This is a genomic window from Alteromonas sp. ABV4_515, from assembly GCF_056160345.1.
This window is the reverse complement of the sequence record NZ_JBSWWZ010000004.1, coordinates 101,264-114,353: the sequence shown is the minus strand read 5'-3', so window position 1 is coordinate 114,353 and position 13,090 is coordinate 101,264. Positions and strand designations below refer to the sequence as shown.

At 48.4% G+C, this 13,090-nt stretch carries 13 protein-coding genes; 4 read left to right on the top strand and 9 right to left on the bottom strand.

The window, feature by feature from the left end:
• Window positions 1-21: 21 nt before the first annotated feature.
• Window positions 22-981 (top strand): EamA family transporter RarD, encoded by a 960-nt coding sequence (gene rarD, locus ACXAGX_RS10760; protein WP_474838254.1) that lies wholly within the window; start codon window positions 22-24, stop codon window positions 979-981.
• Here the strand turns inward: rarD and ACXAGX_RS10755 are convergent.
• Window positions 957-2,201 (bottom strand): diguanylate cyclase, encoded by a 1,245-nt coding sequence (locus ACXAGX_RS10755; RefSeq protein WP_474838252.1) that lies wholly within the window; start codon window positions 2,199-2,201, stop codon window positions 957-959. The genes rarD and ACXAGX_RS10755 overlap by 25 nt on opposite strands.
• Window positions 2,202-2,258: 57 nt before the next feature.
• A complete protein-coding gene (gene uvrD, locus ACXAGX_RS10750; RefSeq protein ID WP_474838250.1) occupies window positions 2,259-4,430 on the bottom strand; it encodes a DNA helicase II in 2,172 nt (723 codons plus the stop codon).
• Between the two features lie 300 nt (window positions 4,431-4,730).
• Here uvrD and ACXAGX_RS10745 point away from each other — a divergent pair, with 300 nt between their 5' ends.
• Both ACXAGX_RS10745 and ACXAGX_RS10740 read left to right on the top strand, forming a co-directional pair.
• Window positions 4,731-5,867 carry a hypothetical protein gene (locus ACXAGX_RS10745; RefSeq protein ID WP_474824854.1) on the top strand — a complete coding sequence of 379 codons (1,137 nt, stop codon included), beginning with the start codon at window positions 4,731-4,733 and terminating at the stop codon, window positions 5,865-5,867.
• An 83-nt stretch (window positions 5,868-5,950) separates the two neighbouring features.
• Complete coding sequence (locus ACXAGX_RS10740) at window positions 5,951-6,910, top strand: YihY/virulence factor BrkB family protein (RefSeq protein ID WP_474824855.1); 960 nt, start codon at window positions 5,951-5,953, stop codon at window positions 6,908-6,910.
• A gap of 87 nt (window positions 6,911-6,997) precedes the next feature.
• On the opposite strand, the gene ACXAGX_RS10735 is transcribed toward ACXAGX_RS10740, so the two are convergent.
• Window positions 6,998-7,189: a CsbD family protein gene (locus ACXAGX_RS10735; RefSeq protein WP_070125842.1), complete on the bottom strand. Its 192-nt coding sequence runs from the start codon at window positions 7,187-7,189 to the stop codon at window positions 6,998-7,000.
• 378 nt (window positions 7,190-7,567) lie between these two features.
• Here ACXAGX_RS10735 and cysE point away from each other — a divergent pair, with 378 nt between their 5' ends.
• Window positions 7,568-8,380, top strand: coding sequence for a serine O-acetyltransferase (cysE, locus tag ACXAGX_RS10730; RefSeq protein ID WP_474824856.1), 813 nt, complete (start codon window positions 7,568-7,570; stop codon window positions 8,378-8,380).
• Between the two features lie 32 nt (window positions 8,381-8,412).
• On the opposite strand, the gene ACXAGX_RS10725 is transcribed toward cysE, so the two are convergent.
• From ACXAGX_RS10725 to lptM, 6 genes are read right to left on the bottom strand one after another with little or no spacing between them, the layout of a single operon-like run.
• Window positions 8,413-9,129 carry an HAD-IA family hydrolase gene (locus ACXAGX_RS10725; protein ID WP_474838248.1) on the bottom strand — a complete coding sequence of 239 codons (717 nt, stop codon included), beginning with the start codon at window positions 9,127-9,129 and terminating at the stop codon, window positions 8,413-8,415.
• A gap of 23 nt (window positions 9,130-9,152) precedes the next feature.
• A complete protein-coding gene (gene xerC, locus ACXAGX_RS10720) occupies window positions 9,153-10,070 on the bottom strand; it encodes a tyrosine recombinase XerC (protein WP_474838246.1) in 918 nt (305 codons plus the stop codon).
• Complete coding sequence (locus ACXAGX_RS10715; protein ID WP_474838244.1) at window positions 10,070-10,768, bottom strand: DUF484 family protein; 699 nt, start codon at window positions 10,766-10,768, stop codon at window positions 10,070-10,072. The genes xerC and ACXAGX_RS10715 overlap by 1 nt, the downstream gene beginning before the upstream one ends.
• Entirely contained in the window at window positions 10,765-11,595 is an 831-nt protein-coding gene (dapF, locus tag ACXAGX_RS10710) for a diaminopimelate epimerase (RefSeq protein WP_474838242.1), read from the bottom strand. Before dapF ends, ACXAGX_RS10715 begins: the two co-directional genes overlap by 4 nt.
• Window positions 11,596-11,630: 35 nt before the next feature.
• Window positions 11,631-12,881 (bottom strand): diaminopimelate decarboxylase, encoded by a 1,251-nt coding sequence (lysA, locus tag ACXAGX_RS10705; protein ID WP_474838240.1) that lies wholly within the window; start codon window positions 12,879-12,881, stop codon window positions 11,631-11,633.
• Entirely contained in the window at window positions 12,881-13,039 is a 159-nt protein-coding gene (gene lptM / locus ACXAGX_RS10700; RefSeq protein WP_425388383.1) for an LPS translocon maturation chaperone LptM, read from the bottom strand. The genes lysA and lptM overlap by 1 nt, the downstream gene beginning before the upstream one ends.
• Between the last annotated feature and the right edge of the window lie 51 nt (window positions 13,040-13,090).

The following is a 13,090-nucleotide window of genomic DNA, read 5'->3' as shown; positions in this document are numbered from 1 at the left end:
TGATGAAACATATCATCAACAATGCAGGTCCTTTTTTGTTTCCGTGGAATTCCATTGAGTCAGTCCTCCGCCTCCCAGGCCACCAAAGTCGGCGTCATTTGCGCCATTGCCGCTTACACGATGTGGGGCGTTGCACCTGTGTATTTTAAGCAGCTGCAGGTCTTACCGGCCATGGATATACTGATGCACCGGATAGTCTGGTCTGCAGTACTGTTATTTGGGCTCATTTTTGCGCTGAAACAATGGCCGAAAGTCTCTGCTGCACTACGCAGCCCCGCCGTCATGAAAGTCCTGTTCTGCGCCGGCTTGCTATTAGGTGCGAACTGGCTTCTTTTCATTTGGGCAATTAATAACGATCACTTGTTGGAAGCCAGTTTAGGTTATTACATCAATCCATTGATAAACGTGTTCTTTGGGCGCTTGTTCCTGGGAGAAGTATTGCGGCCAATGCAAAAAGTAGCGGTAGGATTGGCACTCACTGGGGTAGGGATCCTGATTTTCACTTTTGGTCATTTACCCTGGATAGCGTTGGTGCTGGCTATCACTTTCAGTATTTACGGTTTACTGCGTAAGAAAGTGGCGGTGGATTCTTTGCCGGGGTTGTTTATAGAAACCACATTACTGTTGCCATTTGCATTGGTTTACTGGGTGGGTTTCGCCAGTGAACAAAGCGATTTATTTGCCAATGAATGGTCTCTGAATGCCTTAATTGTGGCTGCTGGTTTAGTGACTACGGCACCCTTACTGTGTTTTACAGCAGCTGCCCGTCGCATAATGTATTCCACTCTCGGCTTTTTTCAGTACATTGGGCCGTCGATCATGTTTGTGCTGGCCTTATTCGTGTACAACGAGCCGTTTGAGATGTCCAGATTGATTACCTTCGGCTTTGTCTGGTTGGCGCTGGTGGTGTTCAGTACCGATTCATTGCGCGCGTATCGTCAGCAACAGCGCAAACTTCAGATAGAGCGGGCGCAAACCTGATTTCGCCCGCTCGACTTCGCCTTATAAAGCAGCTTGTCGGCTTCTGTAAGCAAGGTTTCAATATTCTCCCCATGAGCAAACACCAATCCGATACTGCTGGTAATGCTAAGCAACTTGTCTTTGTAAAGAACGGGGGTTTCTGACACCAGAAGACGGAAATCTTCAACACGCTTTTGCGCTTCTTGTGCCGACTGGAAAGGCAGAAATACACAAAATTCTTCACCGCCGAAACGTGCCACTGGCACATCACTAAAGAGTGATGCGATAAGTTCAGCAACGGTTTTCAACACCGCATCGCCGGCATCGTGGCCGTAGGTATCGTTCACCGATTTAAAGTGGTCTAGGTCGATAAGTGCTAATGCCTGATTTTCTGGCGACTGTCGATATTGCGTGGCAATAGAAAAAAAGAAATGACGGCGGTTTGGTAAGCCAGTGAGGTAATCAGAATTGGCTACCCTACGCAGGGTTTCAACATTCTCTAGCAATTCCAGGTTCTGCATGACCCGGCACAAGAACTCTTCATGGCAAAAGGGGCTACGTAAAAAGTCATTGGCGCCGCTTTTTAAAAACGTAGCTGGCAGTAGGCCTGTTCGGTCTTCCGCGATACCAATAATCGCCATTTCTTCTTTTGAATAGGCCCGGCGTAGCTCAGCGATAAAATGAATGCCTTCGTTACCATCTATGGTGTAATCGACAAGCATCAGCTGAATATGCGGATTGTCCGATAAGTACGCCATGGCCTCGTCTTGCCCATTGGCAGAATAAACGAGAAAGTTGTGACGTCGCAGCAGCGATACCATGGCGGTGCGACTTTTACGCTTGTCATCGACCACCAACACACCAATCGATTTGTTTTTATCCAATCGTGCAAGCAGGCGACTTAAATAATCGTAAATTTGATGATTATCTTTTACCAGATAATCAACAATTTCACGGCCTAGAATGGCTTTGCGGGTTTCGGCATCGGCTTGGTCTGTCACCACAATGGTGGGCATGAAAGCGGAAATGGTAAAGTCGATCGCCTCACCATGTGGTGCGTCGGGCAGGCTGTAAGCGACTACCGCACAGAGGTATTCCTCTGGGGTAGACAGAGAAAAGCGCACTTGGGCTTCAGTAAGAGAACTTACACCAACGGGCATCAATCCGGCCTTACGCACCAGCTTTGACACCAATTGAAGGCCCTTCTGGCTACTTTCAATCACCAGCACTTTTGTTTGCATTTCCGACCCCAGCGAGGCTAACTCTGTAAACTATAGACGTATCTGAAAGGTATCGGCTTAGGCTGGCTGAAGTTTAGCGTAAGCCAGTACCAGCCATTTACTGCCGAATTCATCAAAGTTTACCTGCACTCGGGCGTGGTCGCCAGAACCCTCGTAATTCAGCACAATACCTTCACCGAATTTGCGGTGAGTCACCCGCTGCCCTAACTGGAAGCCGGTTTGTTCGAAGCTTTCGTGTGATGTGGCACGAGAGAAACGGTTATGTACCGGACGTGATACCGTGGATTTAAGTCGCACTTCTTCTACGCATTCAGCGGGAATTTCACGAATAAAACGGGAAGCCGTATGGTATTTATCCTGACCATAAAGGCGACGACTTTCTGCATAAGTGATAAACAGCTTCTTCATGGCTCGCGTCATCCCTACATACGCAAGTCGACGCTCTTCTTCCATACGGCCGGGTTCGTCGTTGGTCATTTGGCTTGGGAACATGCCTTCTTCCACCCCGGCCATAAATACCAGGGGGAACTCCAGACCTTTCGCTGTATGGATGGTCATCATTTGCACCGCGTCTTGATCGGAGTCGGCCTGGGTTTCTCCTGCTTCAAGAGAAGCGTGGGCAAGAAAGGCACTCAGCGGCGTCATTTCATCGGCCTCTTCTGGCACGACAAACTGCTTACAGGCGGTAACCAACTCTTCAAGGTTTTCTAATCTTGCCTGGGCCTTTTCCCCTTTTTCAGCCTGGTACATGGCATAAAGGCCGGACTGACGGATGGCTTTATCTGCCTGTTCTTCCAGTGGCTGGCCTTCGGTAGCCTGTTCAAGCTCTGTGATCAGTAAAATAAAACTCTGTAGTGCATTGGCTGCGCGGCCTTTTAATGCGCCCTCAGCGATTAATAAATTACTCGCCTGCCACAGTGAACAGTTGTGCGCTCGCGCTGTTTCCCGGATGGTGGACAGGGTTTTTTCTCCCATACCTCGACTTGGTGTATTCACCACGCGCTCGTAAGCGGCATCGTCGTGTGGATGGTTAATCATGCGCAGGTAACCAAGAGCGTCTTTGATTTCCTGACGTTCGAAGAATCGTAAACCACCATAAATACGGTACGCCAAACCTTCATGAAGTAGAGCTTCTTCCAAAACCCGCGACTGGGCATTGTTACGATACAAAATGGCGGATTCAGCCAGCGGATGACCTTGCTGCAACCAGGATTTAATTTGCGAGACGATGAAACGGGCTTCATCAAGCTCATTAAAGCCGGCATACACCGATACCAGTTCACCTTCGGCGCCGTCAGTCCAGAGTTCTTTACCCAGGCGGCCGGTATTATTGTCGATAACGGCGTTAGCGGCTTTGAGTATGGTACTGGTAGACCGATAGTTCTGCTCTAGGCGGATTGTTTCTGGCTTGGGGAAGTCTTTTAGAAATTTATGAATGTTATCGACGTTAGCACCACGCCACCCGTAAATTGACTGGTCGTCATCACCTACGATCATAATGGTGTTATCACCAGTGCTACACAGCATGCGCAGCCAGGCGTACTGAATATTGTTGGTGTCCTGGAATTCGTCGACCAGTATAGCGCGGAACCGCTTCTGATAGTGAGCGAGGATCTCTGGATTGCGAGCCCATAGTTCGTGGGCACGCAGTAGTAACTCGGCAAAATCCACCAATCCTGAACGATCACAAGACTCCTGGTAAGCCGCGTAGATGTCGCGCATTTTTTGTTGGGTATGGTCGTTGTGCGTATCAATGTGCTGGGGGCGTAAGCCTTCGTCTTTATTGCCGTTGATATACCACTGCACTTGCCTTGGCGGCCAATGCTTTTCGTCCAAATTCATGGCTTTGAGGATACGTCGGATTAGGCGGTACTGATCGTCTGAGTCGAGGATCTGAAAGTTTTCCGGTAACCCGGCTTCGGCGTGATGCGCGCGCAGCAACCGGTGAGCTAAACCGTGAAACGTGCCCATCCACATGGTATGCATGCTACGTTTCATCAAACTTTCAATGCGGCCACGCATTTCTTTGGCCGCTTTATTGGTGAACGTAACCGCCAAAATTGAGAAAGGCGCAATGTTCTCTACTTCCATCAGCCAGGCGATTCGATGAACCAGCACTCTGGTTTTACCACTTCCCGCGCCGGCTAACACTAGCATGTTGGTTTGTGGGGCTGCTACGGCTTCACGTTGTTTATCGTTGAGGTCGTCGAGAAGTAAAGATACATCCATCAGGCAAGTCACCGCTGAGTTGATTAGTAAAACCGCCTGATTATGCCAGACCCCGCTGTGAATTTATACAGTAACTAAAAGGAATAGTTATTCTCGAAACACCTCGACAGCAAGATTAAATATCAGTAACTTTGACTAAAGTATAATGAACGGAAAATAACCAGTCTGGTACAGTCTTACAAATACTGTTTGTTAATTCATCGATGCGGTGTGCAGTTACGGGTAGCAGTATTTTTAGGCTTAAGCAATAAACGTTGAGTTTTCTGAATTGGAATGCTGACCTCGGATGGCCGAACTGTTATGGATTACGACGTTAAAAATGAAACCGTAGATTTCGATAACCTTATTATCGAAATCTACGATGCAGCACTTACCCGGAAGTGGGGAAGAGTGCTTGCCACATGCAATCAGGTTTTTCAGGCAGATAAAACCTTCCTGTTGCTCAGAGATCTCGTCAACGAACGGGAAGTCGCCCTTCGCATTAAAGTGCAGGAAGAAGCAGTCCATAATCCTGAAGCACTTGCTTCTCTCTCCTCTCTCTCTGTTTTTAAGCCTTTGTTTCTAAAACTCCACGAAGGCGATATTTTCGATACCAGCGAAAAGGTATTTCGTGATCAGAAAGATGCGCCCACTTTCATCGAGCAGATCCTGTCTCCGCTGAATGCTGAAAAAATGCTTGGAGCGCTATTAATGCGGGATGCCCGCTATGAAGCTTACCTGGGCGTGTGCAGAGCAGAGCAAAACGACGACTTTTCGACCTTCGAGCATGTTGCATTCAAACGATTAGTGCCTCATTTTATTCGTGCTGCCCGCTTCTTTCGAGACGAAGAAGTCTTCAGGCAACAGCGCCACTTAGCGCAAGGTTTGTACGATCATATCAAAACGGCGTTTGTGGTGTGTAACAGTAAGCTAGAAGTACAGGCGTACAATGTTCAGGCCGAATCCTATTTCGCGGAAAGCGGTGTGCTTGCGGTGAAAAATCGTAAACTCGCATTTAGCGCTTCGTCTCAGCAGAGCCGTTTTAGCGATAAAGTCAGCGAGTGCCTTCATGAAGCTGGGCTGGGAGTGGGGTCGGAAAAAGTATTGGTGATTGATGACCATGTAGACAAAATCGAGATCTTCCACATTCACAAGCTGGGCTCTCAGGCTGAAGGCGAGCGTAGAGAGGCCATGGTGGTGGTAAATATTCAATCTCGAATTAAACCCGACTGGAAAAACGTGCAGTCATGCTATGCACTGAATAAGAAAGAAGTTTTGATAGCTCGCATGCTCTATAAAGATACCCCGTACGGCGATATCTCAGTGGCCGTAAACCTGCCTGAAAGCGAAGTGAAAGATCATGTACACCGTATTTTAAAAGCAGTAAATGTTCGTAATGAGGAAGCGCTTATTGGTAAGCTGTCGATGTTTGCTCATTCTCTTTCTGGCATAGAGTAAGTGGCTGGAAAACTGCACTAACCGGTAAACATTTGCGTACCAAGCCTAATGGTTTCGCATTGTTTTAATTACCGGAGTGTACTTTGACTCACCGTAAACACTATTCGTCAGAAGCGGAGAAGCTCTCAGATTTTTCTTTAGGCGCCTGGTGGCAAATTGCAAAGCGTACTTATGTTCGTCAGAACGCCCACGATCTCTCGCTGGTTTCCGCAGGCGTGGCATTCTATTTTCTACTCGCCGTATTTCCTTTACTTACGGCGGTCATTTCACTGTACGGACTTTTAGTTACGCCGGAACAATTGCACAGTCACATGGCTCATCTCATTGACGTTGTGCCAACAGATAGTCGCTATATCATTGAAGAACAACTCACCAAACTTACCGGAAACTCAGATACGACCCTCAGTTGGGGGGTAATGCTGAGCCTGCTCATTACCACCTGGAGTAGCTCAAAGGGAGCGAATGCCCTAATCACGGCTTGCAACATCACTTACAACGAGAAAGAAGGGCGTCCATTTTTATGGGGATTGGTGGCACGCATGGTGTTAACCGTTGGCATCATTGCTTTTGTTATTGTGGCATTGTTGTGTATCTCAGTGTTGCCAGAAGTGCTGAGTTATATTGCGGGTGCTGCATTAAGTGAAAAAGCGGCGATGTGGCTCACTTGGCCGGTTATGATTTTGCTATTTAATGTCGCGTTGGCAGCGCTATATCGATATGGCCCACATCGTCGCCCAGCTAAATGGCGCTGGGTGACAGCAGGGTCACTGTTTGCGTCCATTTTCTGGGTCGTAGCGTCTTATGCGTTTTCTATGTATCTGAACGCCTTCGCCTCGTACAGTAAAACCTATGGGTCACTGGGTGGCATTGTTATTCTTTTGATGTGGTTTTACCTAAGCGCCTATATCATTTTATTAGGGGCAGAACTGAATTCAGCGACAGAATATCAAACTGACCAGGACAGTACAGCAGGGGAAGACAAACCTAAGGGGAAGCGGGGCGCTTATGTTGCCGACCATTCTCCGGGGGACGGTAAAAACTGAGTGAAAGCCGTAAATGAAAATGGCCGGATAAACCGGCCATTTTAAAGAGTCAGAAATTGATATACGCTGACTCGAGAATCCTACAGATTAATTAAAGTAGCGATCTACTTCTTTCTCTGCTTCATCACGGCTTTTGCCGTAATTTTTCTGAATCTTACCTACCAACTCTTCGCGGCGACCATCAATCTTGTCGAGATCATCATTAGTGAGTTTACCCCACTGTTGTTGGATTTTACCTTTCATTTCTTTCCAGTTACCTTCAATACGATCGCTGTTCATATCAGTCTCCTCGTGTTGTTAACTTGTTTCGCCGCGTTGTGCGACTGAATGTTTCAGAATGAGTAATACAAGGCCTGTTCCAACAAGTTGCATCTCAAGATAAATACATGAATTCAATTAATTATTTTATATTCTCGATTGCGATGGTACCGAATGGTTGATAGCGGTACGATGTAGAACTTTCACACCGCCCGGTAAAAGCGTTTCGGTTTACCCAAGGTGCTTAAAAGTTTGTAATTTAGATCGGTTAATGCCGGTCTGTGGTATTAAAGATGTTGTTGACCGACTTGGGTCGGTATTTGGTAACAAGCCACTTGATAAATGGCGTCGAATCACTATCTTTTCCCGCTATGCACGAATGCATCAATAGGAAAGTCAATGCTCGTAACTACTCAAAATGCTGATTTCTGGTTAACGCTGAAATCTGAAGCTCAGGCAATTGCTGATAATGAACCGCTTCTTGCGAGCTATATTCATGCATGCATTCTTACTCATCATAATTTTGAATCGTCGCTAAGCTTTATTCTGGCCAATAAAATGGCGGATGAAGTGATGCCTGCCATGGCAATTCGTGAGGTGTTTGAAGAGGCGTATTTACTCGACCCGATGATTATTGAATCGGCGGTTGAAGATATAAAAGCCGTTTATAATCGTGATGCAGCGGTAACAAACTTTCTGACTCCATTACTGTATTTTAAAGGCTTCCACGCTGTACAAGCGCATCGTCTTGCGCATTATCTTTGGCAGCGGGGGCGCCATCAGTTAGCCCTGTTTCTTCAAAGCCGTAACTCGGAAACCTTCGGCGTAGACATTCATCCGGCCGCCAAAATCGGCAAAGGTGTCATGTTCGACCATGCAACGGGTATTGTGGTGGGTGAAACGGCGGTTGTCGAAGATAACGTGAGTATTCTGCAGAGCGTGACGCTTGGCGGTACAGGCAATGAATCTGGCGATCGTCATCCCAAGATCCGTCAAGGTGTCCTTGTTGGCGCTGGTGCAAAAATTCTTGGGAATATCGAAATCGGAGAAGGGTCTAAAGTTGGCGCGGGGAGCGTTGTGCTTGATAACGTTCCAGCTCACGTGACGGTAGTTGGTGTTCCTGCCAAAGTGGTGGGTAAGCCCTGTTGCAAACGTCCGTGCGACTCCATGCGCCAGAACGTATTAGAGGACAGCGAGCAAACAGCAAGCTAGTAAGTCCGGTTTAAAACGATATTTAGGCTGGTTTATGCCAGCCTGAGTAAGTCATCCAGCGCCGATAACTCGACGTGAGGCAGCAAAGTTACGGCTTCACGGCTTAAGTTCATCTCCCGATTAGCGGCTATCCACGCACTTTGCATGCCTGCCTTAATCGCACCCATCACGTCTTTTTCTAAATTGTCACCCACATGCAGTATTGCTTCCGGTGACAGGCTCAGCATGTCTGCGGCTTCGTGGAACATGTCTGGCGCGGGTTTCGAGGGGCGAACGACGCTGGCATGCAACACCGCTTCGAAATACTCTGTTAATCCTGTTTTCTGTGTATCTACGTTTCCGTTAGTAATCGCGATAAGAGGTATTTTTTTCGCCAACGCCGACATGACTTCATGAACCTTATCATCAAGCCGGAAATCACTGCGGGCATGGTAAAAGCAATTAAAGCAATCCTGTGCTGCCTGCTCAAGCGCAGAGCCTGGTGCGACATCATCAGCCAACGCGACGCGCAGCGTTTCCAGTCGTAGTAACCCCATATCAGAACCCAACGGGGGATTGTTTCTAATCAGTTCGCGTTTTATTTCGTTCCAGCGAGGGCGAGGAAGCGCTGCCGCACGGGGGAAATTTGCAGCGATAAATGCAGTTAGCGCAGCGTCGGCCTGACTAATGACCGGTTCGTTATTATACAAGGTGTCATCAAGGTCGAAGGTCATCGCCTTTATCGGAGCGAGCGGTCTATAAAATCGCATGGTACCTCTGTGAGTTTTGCGTGTTACTTTTTACGTGCGCGGGGGTGTGCCGAATCGTACACCTTTGCTAAATGCTGAAAATCCAGATGCGTATAGACCTGGGTAGTGGAAAGATTAGCATGTCCTAAAAGTTCTTGTACGGCACGCAAATCACCACTAGATTCTAATACGTGTGTGGCGAAGGAATGGCGCAGTTTGTGAGGGTGAACGGTCTGGTTCATGCCCTGTGATTGAGCCAACGCATTAAGGCGGTTTTCTACTTGACGGTTTGAAATTCGGTTGCCTCTTTTACTGACGAACACAGCAGGTTCGTAGGGGGAGGCGAAATCACCGCGTACTTTCAGCCAGGCGGTAAGCGCTTTCTGTGCAGTTCTTCCCAACGGCACCAAGCGTTGTTTATTTCCCTTACCCATCACCCTTAACGTGCCGTCAGACTTATTCCAGTCAGCCAGTCGCAGACCGGTGAGTTCATTTAAACGTAATCCACAGCCATACAGCAGTTCCGCCATAGCCATATCTCTGCATTCAATGCCTGAATCCTGTGGCGTAGAAAGCAGTTGCTGCATGTCATCTACACTGATTTGCTTGGGCAGTGGTCGACCAAGCTTTGGGGCTTGAATGCCTTCAACGGGGTTGCTGAACAGTTCGTTCTTCTCTATTAAATAGTGACATAGCGTACGCAGAGAAGAGAGCATGAGCGCAATAGAGCGGGCATGCTTGCCTTGGCGTTTGGCTATAGCCATTATCCTTTTTACATCAGAAGGCGTTAGGCCTGACCAATCCTCCAGTGCGAGTTCGCGGGCGATGGAAGTAAGTTGTCGGCGATAGTTGGAAATGGTGTGAGATGACAGACCCCGCTCCACTTCAAGGTGCAGGAGAAATTTATCAAGCCATTGCTGGCAGGTGTCAGACAGAGGGGGCTGTTGCTCCGCCGCTGGCATCAATAACCCAACAAATCCGGCATAGTAATATTCAGGACTTCCTGTAGTTGCTTAAGCAGAAGGGTATCCATGTCTGGCGTGAAGTGACTGGCATCGTTAGAGCCTATGGCCAGTATGCCCAAATCACGGTTGTCACCAAGCAGGATCAGCGCGACAGACTCGGCGGTTTCTTCACCAAAAATCACTTGTCGCTCGTGCTGGCTTAAACGGCCGAAAAAGAATGTGCTGTCTTTGAAGCGTTTTTCGATAACCAGGCGACGTTGCAGTTCCTGCATGGCGTGAGGGCCTTTGAAAAGCTGCAATACTACTGAGTGGAGATCTAAACGTTCCTGCAGTACTGTTTCCAGTTTGTACTGAATCTCAGACACTGATTTGCAACGCAGTAATTCTACGTTTAGGTCGGTATACACCCGATAGATTTTTTCGTTCTGCTTGGCAACGCCAATAAGCTGATTGAGTTTGAAATTTAGCTGGCGTACTTTCTTGCGCAGCTGTTCGCTCTGTCTTTCAACCAGCGAAATTGCCCCTTTTTCCTCGTGAGGAATAACCAGGCGCTCCAAGATATCCGGATTCTGGGTGAAAAATTCGGGGTGTTTTAGGAGAAACGCCCTGACTTCTTCAGCGGTGAGTCCGAATGCCTCGTCGTAATTTGGTTCCAGCGTTACCGGTTGCTTAGTTTGACCTGAAGCATCACTCATAGGTTAATCTGTCCGTCGTAAATATGCTCAGCCGGCCCGGTCATCTTAAGTGCCGAGTCCTCGCCCTGCCAGCGAATACGTAAACTGCCGCCGGGTAAATCTACCCTGACTTCCTTATCTAGTTTGCCTTGAATCTGACCGACAGCGACCGCCGCACAAGCGCCACTGCCGCACGCCAGGGTTTCCCCTGAGCCTCGTTCAAACACCCGAAGTTTAACATGTTCCTTCGACACCACCTGCATAAAGCCAACATTAACCCCCTCAGGAAAACGCTCATGACGCTCCAAAAGCGGGCCAAGTACATGCACATCCGCGGTGTCGACATCATCGACTTCCATCACACAGTGAGGGTTGCCCATCGATGCCGCGCCTAAGAAAACCGTTCTGTCGTCAACACGGAAAATGTAAGTCTTTTCTTGTTTGTTGGCGACCATAGGAACCCGGGTGGGCTCGAAGTCAGGTACACCCATATTCACGGTGACCTGACCATCCTTTTCTAGATACAGCACCATTTTTCCTGCTTTGGTGCTGACCTTAATTTTGTTGCGGTTGATTAACCCTTTCATTTTGACGAAACGGGCAAAACAACGGGCGCCGTTGCCACACTGTGACACTTCGGAGCCGTCTGCATTGAAGATGCGGTAATGGAAATCCTGTTCAGGATCATAGGGAGGTTCTACCAACAAAAGCTGGTCGAAGCCAATACCAAAGTGCCGATCCGCGAGTTGCTGGATCTTCTCCTTTGAAAAGAAAACGTTCTGGGTAACGTTATCAATAACCACGAAGTCATTACCCAGGCCGTGCATTTTGGAAAATTGAACTTGCATTAAGCGCACATCTTTCTTATTTGTATTTCTCTAGTTTACGTAAGTTTATGCTCACCTTTCCAGAGATCTTTTAACATTTCTCGTTCACGCACTACAGTAACGGTAGTTCCATCGACCATAATTTCAGGTGGACGGCAGCGAGTATTATAGTTTGAAGCCATAACAAAACCATAGGCGCCAGCGCTGCGAACCGCCAGCAAATCACCGGGTTTAATTGCAAGTTCGCGGTCTTTACCGATGAAATCACCGGTTTCGCAAATTGGGCCAACCACGTCATATACCCGTGGCGTTGCATCGGTGTCTTGTTCAACGCGACCAATATGTTGCCATGCTGAATATAACGAGGGGCGGATAAGGTCGTTCATCGCCGCATCAATAATGGCGAAGTGCTTTTCATCGCCTTCTTTTACAAACTCAACCTCGGTGATCATGATGCCCGCGTTCGCTGCAATGGCGCGTCCCGGTTCCATAATCAATTTTAGGTGTTCACGGCCAGACATTTTTTCAGCCAGTGCGGCGGCATACTCTTTCGGGTGAGGTGGCGTTTCGTTGCTGTAGGTTACGCCAAGGCCTCCACCGACATCCAGGTGACTGATGGTGATGCCTTTCGATGCTAACACGTCAATCAGTTCCAGTAGGCGCTCAAGGGCATCCACAAAGGGTTCTATGGTGGTGAGCTGCGAGCCAATGTGACAATCCATGCCTTTTACTTCAAGATTCGGCAGGCTGTCTGCTAACTCGTAAGTGGCAATGGCACGCTCACGGGGAATGCCGAACTTGTTCGCTTTCAGACCGGTAGAAATATACGGGTGAGTTTTGGCATCCACATCGGGATTAATACGTAGAGAAATAGGCGCTGTGACCCCCATTTCTGCAGCTACCGCGTTGATGCGCTCTAGTTCTGGTTCCGACTCGACGTTAAAGCACAGAATACCTTGCTCCAGCGCATAGCGGATCTCCTCACGCGTTTTACCTACACCAGAAAATACCACTTTACCGGCATCGCCGCCGGCTTCCAGTACCCGTGCCAATTCACCACCAGATACAATGTCAAAGCCAGAGCCCAGCTTTGCCAGAACACTAAGTACACCAATATTGGAATTGGCCTTTACCGCGTAACAAATAAGGTGCGGGTGTTCGCCTAGCGCTTGGTCAAAGGCATGCCAATGACGCTCAAGGGTTGCGCGAGAGTAAATATAAGCCGGGGTGCCATACTGGTTGGCAATATCTGAAACCGCCACGTCTTCAGCGAAAAGGCGGCCGTCACGGTAAGCGAAAAAATCCATTACTGGGTATCTCCGGATTGATCGGCGGGTGACTCGGCAGGAGTCTGTTTGTTGTTTTGAGACTCATCTGGAAGAGTGAGTGCCCCGCGATATCCACATGCCGACAGGCTGCTGGCAGCCAAAAGCAGCACGATTAAAAAGAAGGGTTTTCTGCGCACAACGAACCCGCAAAGAAAGACTGAAATTGCTGCTATGATGGCACCGCGGTG